General features: G+C 64.8%; 21 protein-coding genes. All 21 read left to right on the top strand.

Annotated elements, in window-relative coordinates; translation table 11 throughout:
• Window positions 1–6: 6 nt before the first annotated feature.
• Window positions 7–693, top strand: a complete 687-nt coding sequence (locus ISN75_RS01045) for a hypothetical protein (protein ID WP_343819200.1) — start codon at window positions 7–9, stop codon at window positions 691–693.
• A gap of 297 nt (window positions 694–990) precedes the next feature.
• The gene (locus ISN75_RS01040) at window positions 991–1,341 is read left to right on the top strand and encodes a putative holin (protein ID WP_167255131.1); all 351 of its coding nucleotides are present in this window, start codon (window positions 991–993) and stop codon (window positions 1,339–1,341) included.
• Window positions 1,334–1,615, top strand: a complete 282-nt coding sequence (locus tag ISN75_RS01035) for a phage holin family protein (protein ID WP_167255129.1) — start codon at window positions 1,334–1,336, stop codon at window positions 1,613–1,615. Before ISN75_RS01040 ends, ISN75_RS01035 begins: the two co-directional genes overlap by 8 nt.
• Complete coding sequence (locus ISN75_RS01030; protein WP_243868059.1) at window positions 1,612–2,085, top strand: lysozyme; 474 nt, start codon at window positions 1,612–1,614, stop codon at window positions 2,083–2,085. The genes ISN75_RS01035 and ISN75_RS01030 overlap by 4 nt, the downstream gene beginning before the upstream one ends.
• A gap of 118 nt (window positions 2,086–2,203) precedes the next feature.
• A complete protein-coding gene (locus tag ISN75_RS01025; RefSeq protein WP_167255127.1) occupies window positions 2,204–2,614 on the top strand; it encodes a phage tail terminator-like protein in 411 nt (136 codons plus the stop codon).
• Window positions 2,615–2,706: 92 nt separating this feature from the next.
• Entirely contained in the window at window positions 2,707–3,615 is a 909-nt protein-coding gene (locus tag ISN75_RS01020; protein ID WP_343819201.1) for a phage tail tube protein, read from the top strand.
• The gene (locus ISN75_RS01015) at window positions 3,612–4,004 is read left to right on the top strand and encodes a hypothetical protein (protein WP_343819202.1); all 393 of its coding nucleotides are present in this window, start codon (window positions 3,612–3,614) and stop codon (window positions 4,002–4,004) included. Before ISN75_RS01020 ends, ISN75_RS01015 begins: the two co-directional genes overlap by 4 nt.
• Window positions 4,005–4,072: 68 nt before the next feature.
• Window positions 4,073–4,285, top strand: a complete 213-nt coding sequence (locus ISN75_RS01010; protein WP_167255121.1) for a phage tail assembly chaperone — start codon at window positions 4,073–4,075, stop codon at window positions 4,283–4,285.
• Window positions 4,278–5,543: a hypothetical protein gene (locus ISN75_RS01005; RefSeq protein WP_343819203.1), complete on the top strand. Its 1,266-nt coding sequence runs from the start codon at window positions 4,278–4,280 to the stop codon at window positions 5,541–5,543. The genes ISN75_RS01010 and ISN75_RS01005 overlap by 8 nt, the downstream gene beginning before the upstream one ends.
• Complete coding sequence (locus ISN75_RS01000) at window positions 5,536–5,871, top strand: phage tail protein (protein WP_167255117.1); 336 nt, start codon at window positions 5,536–5,538, stop codon at window positions 5,869–5,871. The genes ISN75_RS01005 and ISN75_RS01000 overlap by 8 nt, the downstream gene beginning before the upstream one ends.
• Window positions 5,868–6,578: a phage minor tail protein L gene (locus ISN75_RS00995; RefSeq protein ID WP_343819204.1), complete on the top strand. Its 711-nt coding sequence runs from the start codon at window positions 5,868–5,870 to the stop codon at window positions 6,576–6,578. Before ISN75_RS01000 ends, ISN75_RS00995 begins: the two co-directional genes overlap by 4 nt.
• Window positions 6,575–7,315, top strand: a complete 741-nt coding sequence (locus ISN75_RS00990) for a C40 family peptidase (protein WP_343819205.1) — start codon at window positions 6,575–6,577, stop codon at window positions 7,313–7,315. The genes ISN75_RS00995 and ISN75_RS00990 overlap by 4 nt, the downstream gene beginning before the upstream one ends.
• A 65-nt stretch (window positions 7,316–7,380) precedes the next feature.
• Window positions 7,381–7,803, top strand: a complete 423-nt coding sequence (locus ISN75_RS00985) for a hypothetical protein (RefSeq protein ID WP_343819206.1) — start codon at window positions 7,381–7,383, stop codon at window positions 7,801–7,803.
• 68 nt (window positions 7,804–7,871) lie between these two features.
• Window positions 7,872–8,543, top strand: coding sequence for a tail assembly protein (locus ISN75_RS00980; RefSeq protein ID WP_343819207.1), 672 nt, complete (start codon window positions 7,872–7,874; stop codon window positions 8,541–8,543).
• Window positions 8,544–8,545: 2 nt separating this feature from the next.
• Window positions 8,546–11,716, top strand: coding sequence for a host specificity protein J (locus ISN75_RS00975; RefSeq protein ID WP_343819208.1), 3,171 nt, complete (start codon window positions 8,546–8,548; stop codon window positions 11,714–11,716).
• Between the two features lie 280 nt (window positions 11,717–11,996).
• Window positions 11,997–12,626 (top strand): hypothetical protein, encoded by a 630-nt coding sequence (locus ISN75_RS00970; protein ID WP_343819209.1) that lies wholly within the window; start codon window positions 11,997–11,999, stop codon window positions 12,624–12,626.
• A 96-nt stretch (window positions 12,627–12,722) separates the two neighbouring features.
• A complete protein-coding gene (locus tag ISN75_RS00965) occupies window positions 12,723–13,829 on the top strand; it encodes a carbohydrate binding domain-containing protein (RefSeq protein WP_343819210.1) in 1,107 nt (368 codons plus the stop codon).
• 76 nt (window positions 13,830–13,905) lie between these two features.
• The gene (locus tag ISN75_RS00960; RefSeq protein ID WP_343819211.1) at window positions 13,906–15,036 is read left to right on the top strand and encodes a hypothetical protein; all 1,131 of its coding nucleotides are present in this window, start codon (window positions 13,906–13,908) and stop codon (window positions 15,034–15,036) included.
• An 82-nt stretch (window positions 15,037–15,118) separates the two neighbouring features.
• Window positions 15,119–16,105 carry a tail fiber domain-containing protein gene (locus ISN75_RS00955; RefSeq protein ID WP_168648893.1) on the top strand — a complete coding sequence of 329 codons (987 nt, stop codon included), beginning with the start codon at window positions 15,119–15,121 and terminating at the stop codon, window positions 16,103–16,105.
• A 97-nt stretch (window positions 16,106–16,202) separates the two neighbouring features.
• Window positions 16,203–17,129 (top strand): hypothetical protein, encoded by a 927-nt coding sequence (locus ISN75_RS00950; RefSeq protein ID WP_343819212.1) that lies wholly within the window; start codon window positions 16,203–16,205, stop codon window positions 17,127–17,129.
• A gap of 131 nt (window positions 17,130–17,260) precedes the next feature.
• Window positions 17,261–18,343 (top strand): carbohydrate binding domain-containing protein, encoded by a 1,083-nt coding sequence (locus ISN75_RS00945; RefSeq protein WP_343819213.1) that lies wholly within the window; start codon window positions 17,261–17,263, stop codon window positions 18,341–18,343.
• Window positions 18,344–18,349 lie beyond the last annotated feature (6 nt).

Here is an 18,349-nt window from a genome sequence, read left to right as displayed (position 1 = left end):
AATTCGATGAACGTACGCAAGCTCCTGGCCCGCCTCAATCCTTCGATCGCACGCTTCGAAGTGCACCACGGCGGCCAGTCCGAACTCACTCCCCAGGACATCGCCGGCGCCTTGGGCATGATCGAGGACCGCCTCGCCCGCGAAGTGCTGTGCACCGTGTGGTGGCCCGATGGCGCCCAGCTGCAGCGCGCCGAGCTGGACCGCATCGTGCGCGAGGCGCAGCTGCGCGAATGGATGCGCCTGCGCCGCGAGCTGGAAGCCGCGAAGCTCGCGCTGCACGTGGCCGAGGACGATATCGACGGCACCCACGGCACCCGCAACGCTCAGCGCGCCGCCTTGCAGCGCGCCACCGAAACCCTGGACGAAGTGAAGGCGCGCCAGTGGCCCGCGGTCGGTCCGATCTACCGCGCCGTGCGCAACGCGGTGCTGACCGAACTGGCCACGCCGCAACTGTGCACGCATTGCGAGGGACGCGGCGAAGTGTTCGCGCAGGACCGGCTGGTGGCCTGCCCGCACTGCGAAGGGCACGGCCGCACGCCGGTGAGCGACCGCAAGCGCGCGGCGATGATCGAGCGCGACGAAGCGGGTTATCGCCGCGTGTGGCGTCCGGTGTACGAGTGGACGCTGGCTTTGTGCGCAGGCGCGGAAACACGCGGCGCTCGTGCGCTGGAACATGCACTGGCACCTGCATGATCGCGTGCAGATGCGGAATCGACGCTTCCGCACTTCCCAAGGAAAATGCATAGCGTGGGATGTTTCGGCGAACGACGCATCGCATCGGATCTTCGCATCAAGGCCGCTCACCGAGCGGCCTTTTTCTTTTCATGGTTCGCCGCTGCGGAATCGACGCTTCCGCACTTTCCGACGAAAATACGCAGCATGGGCCATCGAGCGAACGGCGCACACGCCGCGCCCCTCACGCGTAGACACGCAACGCCCTCCCCTCCCCAGGCCGCCATGCGCGGCCTTTTGCTTTCATGGAGATCACTCATGACCGAACCCGCCATGGCGATGGCGGCGGCCGCCAGCCTGGGCCTCGCCGCAGCGCTGCCTGGCGTGGACGGCAACGCGCTGATCGGCGCGTTCGCCGGCGCCACGCTGTTTGTCGTCTCGTCCAAGGAGCTGCCGATCTGGCGGCGCCTTGCCTATCTCGGCGTGTCGATCGCGCTGGGTTACCTGGCCGCGCCGGAGGTGATGCGCTGGCTGCCGTTGCAGGCGTCGGGTGTCGCTGCGTTTCTCGGTGCGGCGCTGGGCGTCACCGTCACGCTGGGCCTGCTCGAGCGCGGCCGCACCTTCGACCTCGACGCCTGGCTGCGCAGCCGGGGAGGCCCGCATGCGTGACCCCGTCGAACTGCTCACCCTGTTCGCCTGCAGCTCGATCTGCCTGCGGCTGATCACCTACCGGCGCGCGCCGGATGCACGCTACCGCCCCTGGGTCTCGGCCTGCGCCTGGCTGCTGATCGTGTGCAGCGGCGGCCAGGCCATCCATATCGCGCTGGGCCACGCGGCGCCGGGCGAGACCACGCCGTGGCAGCTCGGCATCCTGCTGGTGCTGGCCGCGCTGCTGCACGTGGCGCGCGGCAATCTGGCGCGCGTGCTGAGGCTGGACGCATGAACGCCATGGGCATGCACACCAGCGCGCTCGGCGTGGCGCTGATCAAGCAGTTCGAAGGCTTGCGCACCTGCGCTTATCTCGATGCCGCGGGCATCTGGACCATCGGCTACGGCCACACCGGCGATGACGTGCGCTCCGGTTTTCGCATCGATGCCGCGCAGGCGGATGCGCTGCTGCGCAAGGACCTGGGCACGGCGGAAGAAGCCGTGCGCGCCTGGGTCACGCAGCCGCTCGCCCAGCCTTCGTTCGATGCGCTGGTGAGCTTCGTGTTCAACGTCGGCGCCACCGCGTTCGCCGGTTCCACCCTGCTGCGCAAGCTCAACGAGGGCGACATGGAAGGCGCCGCCGCCGAGTTCGAACGCTGGCGCTACGCCGGCGGCCGCGTGCTGCCGGGGCTGCTGCGCCGGCGCATCGCCGAGCGCACGCTGTTCCTGTCGCCGCATCCGGCCGGCGTCGCGCTGCGGAAGTGACGCTTCCGCGCTTTCACCCCTAATCTGGCTACAACGCGACATCGCATCCAACGCAGCGCCATGCATCCGAACCCGCCCATCGAGGCGGGTTTTTCTTTTTCCGCCACGGGAACCCGCCATGAGTTTCACCAACATCAATGCCGCGCTCGTCGCCGGCTACCAGGCCGCCGCGCTCAACCTGCCCACCGCCTACGAAGGCACTGACTTCGCGCCGACCACCGGCCAGCCCTGGGCCGCCTTATCCGTGCTGCCGCTGCCGGTCGTCGGCGGCAGCCTGGGCGCGGCCGGCAACGACCGCCACACCGGCACCTTCCAGATCGACCTCAACGACGCACCGGGCGGCGGCATCGCCCGCCTCCTGTCGCTGGCCGACACCCTGCGCGGCTATTTCAAGGCCGGCCGCCAGCTCGACGGCAACGGCTTGCCGGTGCTGGTCAACAGCACCAGCCGCAGCGTGGTCACCAGCAAGGACGGCTGGCTGCGCATGTCGGTGATCGTCGCCTGGTCCGCCTGGACCGACCACGGCTGAGCCGTGACCTCTCCGCTTGTTCGACCCGGGCCTTCTCGGCCCCACCCGTGCGGCCGCCTGCCGCGCGTTTCTTTCCATCAAGGAGCATCCGCATGACCATCGCCACCGGCAGCCGCCACAGCCTCGCCTACATCGCCGAGGCCACCTACGGCGCCACGCCCGCCACGCCGGCGTTCCGCCAGCTGCGCCACAAGAGCACCACGCTCGCCCTCACCAAGAACACCTTGCAGTCCGAAGAACTGCGCGGCGACCGCCAGATCGCCGACCTCCGCCACGGCACCGTCCAGGTGGGCGGCGACATGCAGGGCGAGCTGAGCTACGGCGCCTACGACGACCTGTTCGCCGCCGCGCTCGGCGGCAACTGGAACGCCAACGTGCTCAACGCCGGCACCGCGCGCACCAGCTTCACCCTCGAGCGCCACTTCGCCGACATCGGCCAGTACCTGCGCTACACCGGCTGCGAGATCAACGGCCTGCATTTCGACGTGCAGCCGGGCGCCATCGCCAACGTCACCTTCGACGTGATCGGCCAGGGCGAAGCCGTGGACGCCAGCGCCGTGGCCGGCGCCACCTACGTCAACGCCGCGGCCAACCGCCCGATGGATGCGCTCAGCGGCGCGATCAAGGAAGGCGGCACGGTGCTGGGCGTGGTGACGGAGCTGAAGCTGGACCTGGCCAACGGCATCGAGCCGCGCTTCGTGATCGGCAGCGCCAAGACCCTGCAGCCGAGCATCGGCCGCAGCAACCTCACCGGCACGCTTACCGCGTATTTCCTGGACGGTTCGCTGCTGTCGAAATTCATCGGCGAGACCGAGAGCTCGCTGGAGCTGACCCTGTCCGACGGCACCAACAGCTATGTGCTGTACCTGCCGCGCATCAAGTACACCGGCGGCCAGGCCGACGTGGCCAACGACGGCCCGGTCACCTTGTCGCTGCCGATCCAGGCCCTGTACGACAGCGCGACCGGCACCCAGCTGCGCATCACCCGGAGCGGCGCATGAGCGGCATGGACGACTTCAGCATCCGCCAGCGCGCCAACGACGGCCGCCGGATCGCGCTGAGCCTGCCCGACGGTTCGCCCACCGACCACTGGCTGCAGATCCGCAGCCGCTGGTCGGATGCGTTCCGCCAGGCGCGCGACGAAGCGATGCAGCAGATGGCCCGCGTGGCGCAGGCCGGCGAGGCGGAGCTGGAAGCGGCGCTGGAGCAGAGCACGCTGGCGGTGCGTGCCGCGCTGGTCTCGGCGTGGAGCTTCGACGAGCCCTGCGTGGCGGCGAACGTGCAGGCCTTCCTGCGCGAAGCGCCGCAGATCGCCGAGCTGGTGGACCGCGCCGGCGCCGACGATCCGGCTTTTTTCGGCAACGCCTTCGCCAGCTCGCCGACTGGCTGAAGGCGCAGCAGCAGCTGGCCCGCCCCACCGGCGCGGGCGGCCAGCCGCTGCAGCGGCATCTCGAAGCGGTGCAACGCCAGCTCGGCCGCATGCCGGCGGAGCTGGCCGACCGCCCGGCATGCCCGGCGGAACTGGCCTATCTGGCCGAGTGGCTGGCGCAGTTGCCCACGCCGCTCACCCATACGGAACTCCATCACTGGACGCAGCTCACCGCCCGGCGACTCGATCGCTGGGAAGTGGAAGCGCTGGTGATGCTCGACAGGATACGCAGCGATGGCTGATATCGACAGCAACAGCCTCAATAATTTCGTGACCGCCTTGAACAAGGCGAGCAAGTCGCTGGGCGACATGCAGAAGGCGATGGATGCGGCGACGAAGTCGACGCAGAGCGCCGGCAAGGCGGCGGATGGAGCCGCCAAGACCACGCAGGATGCGGCCAAGACCACCACCAAGGCAGTCGCCCCCACCGCCAAGGTGATCGAAGACGCAACCAAGAAGATCAAGGACGACTTCTCCAAGGACGTACTCGCCGCATTGAATGCCGACGGCAAGGACGCGACCAAGGCACGCGTGAAGACGCGTGACGACCTATACAACGACCTCAAGCGCGGCCTCGCCGACACCACGACCAACGAGCTGGTCAAAGCCGCGGGTGCCGCCAATACGGATCGCCTGTGGCCGAACGCCTATCTCGGCGCCTTTGTAGGCGGCTTCGTCAAGGAACCAACTGCCGCCGCGGCAGCAGTGGGCGCCGCCGGTAACGCAACCGCCGGCGCCGGAGCAAAAGCCGACGCGTCGGCCGGCACCGCTACGGCGACCAAGAAGGCAGATGCCGCCAAGAGCACGGACTTTCTTGTCGACCTGGCATCCCAAGCCGGCGAGAAGATCCGCGGCTCGCTCGGCGACATGCTGTTCAACGTGCTCGACGGCAACTTCAAGAAGGTCGGCAAGAGCTTCCGCGACATGCTGCGGCAGATGCTGGCCGACGCAGCAGCGTCCCAGATATCCAAACTCGCGGGAGCTGCGCTGGGCTGGGTGGGTAACGCGATCGGCGGTATGTTCGGCGGCGGCAGCTCGATGCTTCCGCAGTACAGCACCATGTTCGGCGGCAGCACCGGCGGCTACTCGGCGTCGATCTTCGGCGACTTTCCAGTAGCCGCGAACGGCATGGCCCTGCAAAGCGGCACGCAGCTGCGCGCCTTCGCCCGCGGCGGCATCGTCAACAGCCCCACGCTGTTCCCCATGGCCACCGGCACCGGCCTGATGGGCGAAGCCGGCCCGGAAGCGATCATGCCGCTTACCCGCGGCGCCGATGGCCGCCTCGGCGTGCGCAGCAGCCGCGATGGCGGCAGCGGCGTCAATAACAACATCAGCATCACCGTCAACGTCGGCGCCAACGGCAACGCGCAGAGCGATACGCAGGCGCAGAGCGACGACGCCGGCCGCCAGCTCGCATCGATGGTGGAAGGCAAGGTCAAGGAAGTCATGGCGCGCGAGCAGCGCCAGGGCGGCATTTTGTGGAGGATGCAGCATGCCTGAAGTATTCAGTTGGGTTCCGCAGGTGGAGCCGCAGGGCCAGACCACCTTCCGCGTGCGCAGCGCGCAGTTCGGCGACGGCTACACCCAGACCGTCACCGACGGCATCAACAACCGCGTGGACAGCTGGCCACTCTCGTTCGACGGCGACGGCAGCTACATGGCGCCGATCAAGGACTTCCTCGATCGCCACGCCGGCGCCGCCTCGTTCCAGTGGACCCCGCCGCTGGGCGCGCCGTCGCTGTTCCGCTGCGCCGGCTACACCCTGGTGCCGCGCGCGGCCGGCAACTACACGTTGTCGGCCACCTTCCAGCAGGTGTTCGCGCCATGAGCGTCTACGCCGATATCCAGAAGCTGGAACCCGGCGCGGAGATCGAGCTGTTCGAGCTGGATGCGCGCTCGATCACCGGCGGCGGCACGGGCGACGTGCTGCGTTTCCACGGCTATACGCAGGTCGGTTCGATCTGGTGGCAGGGGCTGGAATACGCGCCCTGGCCGATCCAGGCCGAGGGCTTCGAGCTCAATCCCGACAAGCCGCCGATGCCGATGCTCAGCGTGGGCAATGTCGACGGCCGCATCACCGCGCTGTGCCTGGCCTACCAGGACCTGGTCGGCGCGCTGCTGATGCGCCATCGCACCTTCGGCCGCTATCTCGATGCGCGCAACTTCGCCGACGGCAATGCCAGCGCCGATGCCACGCAGGAGTTTCCGCCGGACAAGTGGTTCCTGGAGCGCAAGGCCAGCGAGACCAGCACGCTGGTGCAGTTCGAACTCGCCAGCGCGCTGGACTTCGGCCAGCAGCAGCTGCCCGGGCGCACGATCATCGCCAACAGCTGCAGCTGGCTGCAGCGCGGCGGTTATCGCGGGCCGTATTGCGGCTACACCGGCGGCCCGGTGGCGAAGGCGGACGACACGCCGACCAGCGATCCGGCACAGGATGTGTGCGGTGGGCGGCTGTCGTCGTGCAAGCTGCGCTTCGGCCAGAACAACCCGATCCCGTTCGGCAGCTATCCAGCCGCCGGGTTGCTGCGCACATGAACCCGGCCACCCTGGACGCCTTCCGCGCCCACGCGATGGCCGACTATCCGCGCGAAGCCTGCGGGCTGGTGGTGGTGGTCAAGGGGCGCGAGCGCTATATCGCCTGCCGCAATCTCGCCACCACGCCGAGCGAGCATTTCGTGCTGGCCGCGGAGGACTATGCGGCGGCCGAGGAGCTGGGCGAGATCGTGGCCGTCATGCATTCGCATCCCGATGCGCCGGCGCATGCGTCGGAGGGTGATCGGGTGGCGTGCGAGGCGTCCGGGTTGCCGTGGTGGATCGTGGCGGTTGTCGTCGGTGCCGATGGCAATCCGCAAGCGGGTGAGCTTTCGTGCATCGAACCCGGCGGTTATGAAGCGCCGCTGGTCGGAAGGCCGTTCCATCACGGCGTGCTGGATTGCTGGAGCTTGTGCCGCGATTGGTATGCGCGGGAAATGGGGCTGGTGCTGCCCGACCCGGTGCGGCATGACAACTGGTGGGACGATGGTTGCTCCGATCTTTATTCCGACAACCTAGCCGCCGCGGGTTTCGTACCGGTCGATGCCAAGGACATTGAGCGCGGCGATCTGGTGCTGATGCAGATCAGGAGCCGTAACCTGGTGCCGAACCATGCGGGCATATATCTAGGAGATGGCTTGTTGCTGCATCACATGCACGGACGGCTTTCCAGCCGCGATGTGTATGGCGGCTATTGGATAGAAAACACTCGGCTGATCGCTCGCCATACGGAACGCTGATACCCCTGCCGAAGTTTCTTGCGCTACCCTCTCGCCACCTAGAGGAGGAGAGCAGGATGCGCAGGATGTATTTGGTCGTTCCCATGGTCATGGCGCTCGCCGGTTGCGTGACCAAGCCGCCCAGGCCCGATCAGCTTCGAACGCCGACACCGGACCGGTTGCTGGCATTTCAGGATCCGTCCGACGGCGATGCCACGGTGATCGTTACCCGCGACGTGGGTTTCCAGGGCAGCGGCTGCTACGGCGCCGTCTTCGTCGACGGCAAGGTGGTGGCCAAGGTCGCCACCGGTGAACGCATCACGCTGCATATCCCGTCGGGCGACCACGTGCTCGGCACATGGAACACCGGCTCAGGCCTGTGCGGCTACCGCGAAGGCAAGGACCGCCGAGAAACCGCCGTCACGTTGAAGACAGGCGAAACGCGCCGGTTCCGCATCATTATCGACCCCAACGCAGGCCCCTCGCTCGCACCGACCACCATCGAGTGAGCCGCATCCATCGTCATCCATCCGAACCCCGCTACGGCGGGGTTTTTTTTATGCCTGGGTTTCCATCTATGAAACAACCAAGAACCGTTCGCCTGTACGGACGCCTCGGCGCTCTGTTCGGGCGTCAATTCAAGCTCCATCTCGATTCCGACACCCCGGCCGAGGCAATCGCCGCGCTGTGTTCGCAGATCCGCGGATTCCGCGCCTACCTGGCGTCGGCGAAGGATCGCGGCACGGGTTTCGCCGTGTTTGTGGGCAAGCGCAACCTCAAGGAGGACGAGCTGTCCGCGCCGTCCGGCACAGATGACATCCGCATCGCGCCGATCCTGCTCGGCAGCAAGAGCGGCGGCCTGTTCAACATCATCGCAGGCGCGGTGCTGTTCGTGGTCGGCGGCTTTATCTCCGGATGGACCATGGGCGCGGGTGCCGGTATCGGCGGCTACATGATGGAGGCCGGCCTCGGAATGATGCTCGGCGGCGTCGTGCAGATGCTTTCGCCCCAGCCCAGGGGATTGAAAGCCGGAGATCGCCCCGACAACCAGCCCAGCTACGTCTTCAACGGCGCCGTCAACACGCAGGCCCAAGGCAACCCTGTCCCCGTGCTCTACGGCCGCATGGTCGTCGGCTCCGCCGTCGTCTCTGCCGGCATCCATGCCGAGGACTACGCACCGGCCACTGCAGGCGTTGGCGGCGGCGTAAATCTCAACGGCCGCGTGCTCAAGAACTTCTACGAGAGGTAGACATGACTTCCACCATTCAAGGCGCCAAGGGCGGCGGCAGCCAGCGCACGCCCGTCGAGTCGCCGGACAGCCTGCGCTCGATCGCCTACTTCCGCATCCTGGACCTGGTCAGCGAGGGCGAGATCGGCGGCCTGGTCAACGGGCTGCAATCGATCTACCTGGACGAGACGCCGCTGGCCAACGCGGACGGCTCGCTCAACTTCCAGAACGTGCACGTGGAAACGCGCACCGGCACGCAGGACCAGGAGGAAGTGCCTGGCTATCCGGCGGTGGAGAACGAGATCAATGTCGGCGTGGAGCTCAAGCAGAGCACGCCGTGGGTCCGTTCGCTGAGCAATACCTCGCTCTCGGCGGTGCGCGTGACCATCGGCGTGCCGGGCCTGTCCAAGGCCAATACGTCCAACGGTGATATCAACGGCTACTCGGTGCAGTACAAGATCGAGGTGCAGACCGACAGTGGCGCGTGGCAGCTGGCCTATACCGGCGCGATCACCGGCAAGACCACCAGCAAGTACCAGCGCAGCCACCGCATCGACCTGCCGGCGGCGCAGAGCGGGTGGAACGTGCGCGTCACGCGCATGACCGCCAATGCCAACAGCTCGTCGATCGCCGACATCACCACCATCGACAGCTATACCGAGGTGATCGACGCCAAGCTGCGCTATCCCAACAGCGCGCTGCTGGGCATTTCCGGCGACGCCGCGCAGTTCAGCAATATCCCCAGCCGTGCGTACGACCTGTGGGGCCGCATTATCCAGGTGCCGAGCAACTACGATCCGCTGGCGCGCACTTACAGCGGTGTGTGGGACGGCAGCTTCAAGCCGGCGTGGACGGACAATCCGGCTTGGATCTATTACGACCTGTCGACGCACCCGCGCTACGGACTGGGCCATCTGATCACCGCGGCCCAGGTGAACAAGTGGGAGTTGTACCGTATCGCGCAGTATTGCGACCAGCCGGTGAGCGACGGCAAGGGCGGCACCGAGCCGCGCTTTACCTGCAACGTGTTCCTGCAGACCGCCAGCGATGCGTACAAGCTGCTGAGCGACCTGGCCAGCGTGTTCCGCGGCATCTCGTTCTGGACGGGCGGCGCCATCACGGCTTCCGCCGATATGCCGGCGGACCCGGTGTATGCGTACAGCGCGGCCAACGTGATCGGCGGCCAGTTCACCTATGCGGCGAGCACGCGCAAGACGCGCTACACGACCGCGCTGGTGACCTGGAACGACCCCAGCGATTTCTATCGCGCCAAGGTCGAGTACGTGGAAGACCGCACGGGTCTGGCACGCTATGGCATCCAGCAGACCACGCTCACCGCGTTCGGCTGCACCTCGCAGGCGCAGGCTCAGCGCGCGGGCCAGTGGGTGCTGCTTACCTCGCGGCTGGAAACCGATACGGTGACGTTCAAGGTCGGCCTGGATGGCACCATCGCGGCGCCGGGGCAGATCGTCCGTATCACGGACCCCGCCCGTGCCGGCAAGCGCCAGGGCGGGCGTGTCCATCAGGCCACGCGGACCGTGGTGACGGTGGACCAGGCGCCGGAGCAGGTGGCGGTCGGCGATCGGCTGACGGTGATGTTGTCCACCGGCGTATCGGAGACGCAGGCCATTACGGCGATCGATGGTGTGCAGCTCACCGTGGCGGCTCCGGGCTTCTCGGTGCAACCGGAAGCGGAAGCCGTATGGGTGGTGGAGAGCGACACGCTCGCCGCGCAAACCTACCGCGTGCTGTCGGTGATCGAGGACAAGTCCTCCAGCGATATCAGCTACACCATCACCGCTTTGCAGCACGTGCCGGGCAAATTCGCGGCGATCGACAACGGCGCGATCATCCAGATCCCGCCGATCAGCGCGCTGCCCGCCTCGACGCAGGCGCCGCCGGCCAACGTGCAGCTCAATGGTCATGTGGTGATCACGCAGGGCATCGCCACGAACGTCGTGACGATTGCATGGGATGCGGCGGCCGGCGCCACCAGCTACCAGGTGGAGTGGCGGCGCAACGATGGCGAGTGGGTGAGCGCGGGGCGCACGTCCGGCTTGTCCGTCGATGTGGAAGGAATCTACACCGGCACTTACATCGCACGCGTTCGTGCGGCCAGCCCGGGTGGCGTGGTGTCGTTGCCGGCCTTGTCGGCAGCCACCGACGTGCTGGGCAAGACCGGTGCGCCGCCGGTGGTCGCCACGCTGAAAGCCACGCCGAAAGTGTGGGGCATCCATCTGGAATGGAGCTTCCCCGCCGGCACCGACGACACCCAGCGTACCGAGGTATGGCGCTCGAATACGCCGAATCTGCAGGACGCCACCAAGATGGCCGACCTGGCCTATCCGCAGAACTCGCTCGACATCGATGGCCTTGCCGCAGGCGTGTCGTTCTACTTCTGGGTGCGGCTGGTGGACAAGACCGGCAACATCGGTGCGTTCTATCCCAACGGCGCCGGCTTGCCGGCCCAGTCGAGCAGCAGCCAGGCCGATTATGAGCCGGTGATCACCGGACTGATCGGACAGACGGAGCTGGGGCAGCAGATTCTCGAGGGCGTCGATCTCGCTACGTCGGACATGGCTGGCGACGCGGGGGAATGGGCTGGCGACAGCGGGCATTTCGCCGGCACCTGGACGCTGCTGGATGCCGTGCAGGACGGCGACCGGTCGATGGCCAAGCGGGTGGATCTGGTGCAGGCCACGGTGGACAACACCAGCGCCGCCGTACAGCAGACGTCGCAGGCGGTGGTCGATCTCAATGGGAAGGTCAGTGCCACGTGGACGGTGAAGTGCCAGGTCAGTTCCGATGGGCGCATCTATGGTGCGGGCATGGGCCTGGGTGTGGAGCAGCAGCCGGATGGATCGTATCAGTCGCAGGCGCTGTTTCAGGCGGATCGGTTTGCGGTGATCAATACCGCCAACAATAACGTTACTGCGCCGTTCGTTATCCAAAATGGGCAGACGTATATCCGGCAGGCGTTGATTGGGGATGGGTGGATTGACAACGCCAAGATCGGAAGCGTCATTCAGTCGACCGCTACTGGTGCCGGCGGAGCGCCGCGCTGGAAGCTGGACAAGAACGGCTCGCTGACGATGACTGGTCCGGCTGGCGGCGGATACCTTACGGTCAACGACAGCCTAATCCAAGTTTTCGACGGAAATGGTGTGCTTCGTGTACGCATGGGGATCTGGTAATGACACAAGGATTCCAGGCTTACGACGGGAACGGCAATCTTCTGATCGACGTTACGACTCGTCTGTGTCGCATTACGGGAAGCGCCTCTATTCCTGCAGGCGACACCAACCAGCTAACCGTACCTAATGCTAGTCAGGGGACTATCTGGTGGATGATCGTGCCCAACGTGGCAAGCAACTACCGGCCACTGATCACTGTGAGTGGCAACGTCATAAGGTGGAGCCCGCGCCCCTACGTTACTGATCTGGTCGCATCCACCCTTCTATATGGAGTCTACTAATGAGCGAAGCGGGCCTGCAGATTTTCAATGCGGACGGCCAGACGGTGACTGTCGATAGTACGTACCGCAATTTCGCGCTTCGCACGAAGGGAGTTGCCACCACGACCCAGGCATCTGGCTTCTCGTCTTACGTCGATTTCCAACTCAGCGGCTTGACTATACCCATGATCGCCACCAAGAGCACCATTACAAGCGCGGCCAGAGTGGCAAACGTGGGGAACGGTAACTTCATATTTCGAATTTACGCGAACTCAGATCCTGGAGCTCAAATCCCGTATTACATCTTCGACGTTCCAACGCCATCTGATTCACGCTTTGGCCTTAACGTATTCGACGGCGCGGGAAATCTCACCTTCGACGCAACGGGCGGCAAGTATCTACGCGTCGTAGATTTTATCCAATGGGACGCCGGCATTAGCAAGTCATATCAACCCGGACGCGAGTACGCCTGCATATTCAACGATTACGGACTACGGGTAGAACCTCCAGCGAAGAACATTCGAATCTACGGCGCAAAAATCAACGCCGAAGTCATGACTTCAACGTTGATGGTCATCGAAACGTACTACGGCTCAAGCTTTATGTATTACTTGCCGCAATACATGGTGATTGATGTGACCAATTACTAGGAAATCCTCCGCCGTCGTGGCGGCTATCGTCTGCACGACAGCACATCACTTCTTTCCCGAAGTCGCCGCAAGGCGGCTTTTTTCCTGGACCACCAAATGGCTCAACAGCACATCAATCTCGGCGTTCAGCCCGACGGTAAGGACGGCGACACTAATCGCACTGCCTGGGCAAAATCCGAGTCGAACTTCAGTGAACTATACGGCGGCGCGTTGAGCGCCATTTCGTTTAAGAACCAACTGATCAACGGTGACTTCGACATCTGGCAACGTGGCACCAGCGGCTTTCCAACCACCGGATATGCTTATACAGCCGATCGCTGGAAGATCCTTAGCCCTGGCTCGGCAATCACCGTCAGTCGCCAGCAGTTCACCCCTGGGCAATCCGATGTACCCAACAACCCTAGGTACTTCATCAGGAATGCAGTCACATCGGTCGCAGGTGCGAACAACTGCTGCATACTCGCGCAATTCATCGAAGATATCTTTCGATTGAGCGGCCAGACGGTGACCGTCTCTTTCTGGGCCAAGGCGGATGCTGCACGCAAGATCGGGGTCAGCCTGGATCAGAATCCAGGCAATGGTGGAAGCACGAGCGCACAGGTTCAAGGCGCAGGACAGGCCGTTCAGCTGTCGACGACCTGGCAGAGGTTTACCTTGGTGTTCACTGTGCCTTCCATCGCCGGACTGTCACTCGGCACCAACTCGAACGACTCGACATCGCTGAACTTCTGGCTGGATGCGGGCGGCACGTACAACGCCCGCTCCGGAAGCATCGGTCAACAGTCTGGCGTATTCGACATTGCACAGGTGCAGGTTGAAATCGGCGGATATGCGACGAGCTTCGACGATCGCCCTACCGCGATCGAGATCGGCCTGTGCCAGCGCTACACCCAAATCGTCAATGGTGGCGGACTGACCGGCGTCACGCTCAGCCCGACCACCATTCTTTTCGCCGGCCAATGGCCCACCATGCGCGCGAACCCCACGGTCACCCTATTGAAGACCAGCTTCTCCGCAGCAACCTATGAGCTCCTGGCCGGAGCGGCCTGGGTTGGGGGCTCCAATTGCGCGCTGTCCCAGCCGGGCGTCACCTCGCAAAGCATCGTCTCGGCAGTCAACGGATTCTCGGGGCTTACCTCCGGCCAACCCGTGCTCATCAATAACGTCGGCGCGAATATTCTCCTGCTTGACGCGGAACTCTGATCCCGCTGCAGAGCAGCCTGTTACCCGATGCGTCCCCAAAGCCGCTGCAAGCGGCTTTTTTATTTGGACTACCCCAATGTCACAACAACACATCAACCTCGGCACCCAATCCGACGGCAAGGACGGTGATACCAATCGCGCTGCCTGGGAGAAGACCGAGCACAACTTCAACGACTTGTATGGCGGCGCCATGTCCGTGCAGGCGATGAAGAACAAACTGATCAACGGCAAACTCGACATATGGCAGGCTGGCGCCGCGGCAACGGCCACTTCGGTGAACGCGATCGCCTGGGGTCCGGATCGTTATCTCGGCCAGGCCTATAACGGCTCCGCGGGCACGGGCAGCTCGACGATCACGCTGAATCAGCAGGCTTTCGCCACGGGGCAGGACGTGGTGCCGGGCAATCCGAAGTGGTTCGCGCGCCTGCAAGCGACGGCAGTAGGCCCGCAGGGCGGCACGGGATCGATGATACGTACGCTGCAGTACATCGAGGATGTGTCGACTCTGGCCGGCGGCATGGCTACTTTATCGGTCTGGTTGAAGGCCGACTCCCCGCGCAACATCGGCTTCGCGCTGCAGCAGAATTTCGGCAGTGGCGGATCGACTTCCGTCATGGCGGCGCAGACGACTTTCGCCGTAACGACGGCCTGGCAGCGTTTCACCTTCAGCTTCCCGGTACCGTCCATCGCCGGCAAGACGCTCGGCGACGGCCACAACCTCTCGCTCAGCCTGTATCTCTACAAGCAGGACAACTCGGACAACACGACGTTCGCGCCACTTGGCTCCTGGGCCACCGGCATCTATCTCGACTTCGCCATGATGCAGCTCGAAGCTGGCAGCATCGCCACGGATTTCGATGCTCGGCCGTTCGCCATCGAGGAGCTGCTGTGCAAGCGCTATTGCACGACGAGCCGGTCCCTCCTCATCGGCCGCTGGAGCTCCGCCACCAGCGTCCGCTTCTATAACGACTTTGAAGTGCCCATGCGGCGTGCGCCCAGTTGCTCGCTATTGCTCAGCGCGTTCCAGGCCGAGGCCACGCAGGTTGCGATCTATACGATCAACGGTGCGCAGCTCATTAACCTCCTGAGCGATAACCGGCGTTCTCTCATGGACGTCACTGGCACGATCAGTGGAGGCACGCCTTCGGCTGGCGCCATGGCACAGCTGAACCAGCCGCAGGTGTTTCTTTTTCGAGCCGAATTCTGAAGCCGTGCGGTCATCTTCCTACGCCAGCTGATTCTCCGTCCGGGCGCTTCAGGCGCCCGATATCTTTTTGCCAGGAGTCGACATGGCCATTCAACTGATCAACCTCGGCACCCCGCCGAAGGGCGAGGACGGCGATACCAATCGCACCGCCCACAACAAGTGCAACGACAATTTCACCAATCTGGACAGCCGCGCCACTACCGCCCAAGCCGGCGCCGACAGTGCCAATCAGCTGGCCGGCACCGCCAAATCAACAGCCGACGCTGCCAAGGCCACCGCCGACCGGGCGCTGCCGAAGGCCAACCCGTTGTTCACCGGAAGCATCAGCAAGATCGGCGTGCCCAACGAATTCTGTTACTGCGTATCCAATACCGGCACCGACCGCGGCATCGGCGGATCGTGGGGAGAGTGGACGCAAGGCCGGACGCCAGCCATCCAGGTGGATGCGATGAGCAACGTCTCCGCCTATATGTTGGCCCGCTTCACTCGCTGGGGTGCGCGCCATCTGGCCGCTATCGACGCCTACGAAGGCGGATCGGGCAGCTCCGCGCCGCAGCTGCATTTTCACGTCGGTGGATCGCAGAATGCCTTCCAGTTCCTGGAGGGCGGCAATGCGGTCTTCGCCGGCACGTTGACGCAGAATTCGGATTATCGAATCAAGCAGGATGTCGTCGGCATCGATCCCGCCGCCGCCGCATCGAGCCTGCGGTCCGTCCGGCCGGTCGAGTATTCGGATAATCGCGAACCGCAGGACGCCCCACGCCGCGCCGGCATGATTGCCCACGAACTCGCGCAGTCGTTCCCCCTGCTCGTCGAGGGTGCGAAGGATGCGGTACGCCGATCGGTTCGCCTCGAAGGCGACACCACGCCTTATATGCCGGGGACGGAACCCGTCGACTATAAGCCGCCGACGCAGGTCGAGTACGACGAGCCGGCACTTCAGAACGTCAACTACGTCGGCCTGGTGCCTTATCTCATCGCCGCATGGAAGCACACGGACGATCTGCTCCAGCAAGCCATCGCGCGCATTACCGCACTGGAGCAGCACCCCTCTGAGCCACCGGGCTGATCGTCGGCGCACTGGTATCGCCTCGCCGCTCCCGTTAGCTTGTGCACTCCCACACGGCGCCCGCTTCGACCCGGCGCCCGCTGCACAAGGACGTCACATGAACCACCCCGCCCAGCGCTCCAACCTCCCCTGGCTCGCCGCCGTCACCGCCATGCTGATGGTGGTGGCGTGGCATTGCGTCACCTTCGGCCTGATGATGCTGCGCGCGCCGTCGGATAACGAACAGATCTTCACTTATCTGACGATGACGCTGAAGACAATAGGCGAAGGGTTGCTGGTGCAGGGCGGGTTGGCGTTCCTGGTCGCGCAGTGGCACGGCGAGCGCCGTCAGGAATGGGCGTTCCAGCGGCCGCTGCTGCTGATGGCTGTGTTCGCCGGAAGCTTGCTGGGCTGGGACATTGTGATCATGGTGCTGTACCAGGGCATGTTCATGCTGTTTGGCACGGCGATGATGGGGCATGGCTTGCAGACCGGCATCTTCGCTTTCGGCCTGGCGCTGGACGTCGTGGTCATCGCATCGTCGTGGTGGCTGGCCTTGCTGGTCTGCCGAAAGGACAGGATCGCCATGCCGCCACCGGCGGGCCAGCGCACGCGTGCGGCGGGCCTCGCCGGATGGATGCAGGCGACGGCGGTGGTCGTGGGCATGGCGCTGCTGTATCCGTTGGTCAACGCGTACGACGCCTATTCGCCGGTGATCGTGATAAGCACCTGGATCGGCGCAGTGCTGGCCGGCGCGCTCGCCTTCGGTGGCGCATGGCTTGGTTTGCCGCGCAACCTGTCGCTGGTGCGGGTGGGCCGGCTGTTGAGCGCGAGCGTGCTTGCGTTCGTGTGTGCTTATCTGCTGCTGGCCGGTGTTGGCGTCGTGGTGGCGCTGCTGATCTTCGGCGGCAGCGGCCACGTGGACGACGTAATCGCCATCGCGATCCTGGTCGCTCTTGGCCTGATCCCGCTGCTGGGCATGCTCGGCTTCCAGTGGCTGTGGACGCGCGTGCTCTATACAAAGGTGCGGCGCGCAGCGAACTAGCCCACCGGCTAGCTTTTCATCCCGTCAAGCGGCCTTCCGGCTTCGTCCGGAACGGGCCGCTTTGCCGTGCCTGTGGCATGGCCATCCCAACCTCTTGCCGCCCACGGGCAATCTCACAGGAATCGCCATCCATGGCACAGCAGCACATCAACCTCGGCACCCAATCCGACGGCAAGGACGGCGACACCAACCGTGTGGCCTGGCAGAAGACCGAAGCCAACTTCAACGAGCTTTACGGCGGCGCGCTCAGCGTCGCCACTTTCAAGAACCGCATCGTCAACGGCAGCTTCGATATCTGGCAGCGGGGCACCAGTTTCTCGTCGACAGGTTACTGCGCCGACCGATTCCTGGTGCAGCAGACCGGGACCACGATCAATGCCACGCGGCAGGCGTTTGCGATCGGCCAGTCCGCGGTGCCCGACAATCCGGCGTACTTCATGCGCTGCGCCGTCAGCTCCGTCGCCGGAGCAGGCAATGCCTGCTATCTGGCGCAGCGCATCGAAAGCGTAGCCTCGCTCGCCGGCAAGCGGGTAACCGTGTCGTTCTACGCCAAGGCCGATGCCGCCAGGAAGATCGCGCTCGAAGCCACGCAATATTTCGGCAACGGCGGGCCGGCTTCCATCAATGCCATCGGAGTCACCAGCTTCAACGTGACCGGCGACTGGCAGAGGTTCTCCGCGACCTTCGACGTTCCCGCGCTGGTCAATACCTCCATGGGCCCGTACGGTGACGATTTCCTGCAGATCGCACTGTGGATGGATGCGGGCGGCAACTACAACGGCCGGACGAATACGCTGGGCCAGCAATCCGGCACGTTCGACTTCGCCCAGGTACAGCTGGAGATCGGTGGCGCCGCGACGTCCTTCGACGTACGCCCCAAGGCGATCGAACAGCAGCTGTGCAACCGCTATTGCTATGCCTTCAACGCAGCCATCGGCACAGGCATTGGGGTAGGCACGCAGCACAACGCCACCAGCACCTTCGTCCCGCTGCCGCTTCCCACGGCCATGCGTGCCTCGCCGTCGATGCGCAATCTCGGATCGCCTATTCGCTGGGTGGGGGCAGCTTCCAATACGACCGACCCCGCACTGGGCGTGATCAATCAGGGGCTGGTATGCCTGATTTTCACGGTGTCCGGCGGCGCGCAATGGTCCAGCGGCTATGCGGCTTCGTCGGGCGGTCCGCTTTATCTGTTGATGGAAGCGGAGTTGTAACGGCCG

This window comes from Dyella marensis (assembly GCF_049532885.1).
Lineage (GTDB): Bacteria > Pseudomonadota > Gammaproteobacteria > Xanthomonadales > Rhodanobacteraceae > Dyella_D > Dyella_D marensis.
The sequence above is the reverse complement of the archived record's forward strand: the minus strand, read 5'-3'. Positions and strand labels throughout refer to the sequence as shown.